Annotated in this window: 1 protein-coding gene; it reads left to right on the top strand. The window is 38.5% G+C overall.

Annotated features, from left to right (window positions below):
- Positions 1–257: PLP-dependent transferase (locus VJI94_RS08540; protein ID WP_324009057.1), on the top strand; the 257-nt coding region annotated here is incomplete at both ends.

Genomic DNA, 257 nt, shown 5'->3' with positions numbered 1-257 from the left:
TTGGATTAAAAGATGAAACAGGTGAGCCATTACAATTAAAAGCTTTATTACATGCCAGTGGACAAGCAGCTATGACTACCCTTTTCCTGAGTAACCTAAAAACAGGTGATGCCATCCTATCGCATTATTCACTCTATGGGGGTACACAGGAATTGATGACCAGGGTATTGGCTGCTACCGGCATTGAAGTGATTATTGTTGATATGCGAGACCTCAATCTGGTTTCAGAAACACTTTATACAAATAAACATATTAAA

Origin of the sequence: Parvimonas sp. D9 (assembly GCF_035282565.1) — a bacterium.
GTDB lineage: Bacteria > Bacillota > Clostridia > Tissierellales > Peptoniphilaceae > Parvimonas > Parvimonas micra.
The sequence above is the reverse complement of the archived record's forward strand: the minus strand, read 5'-3'. Positions and strand labels throughout refer to the sequence as shown.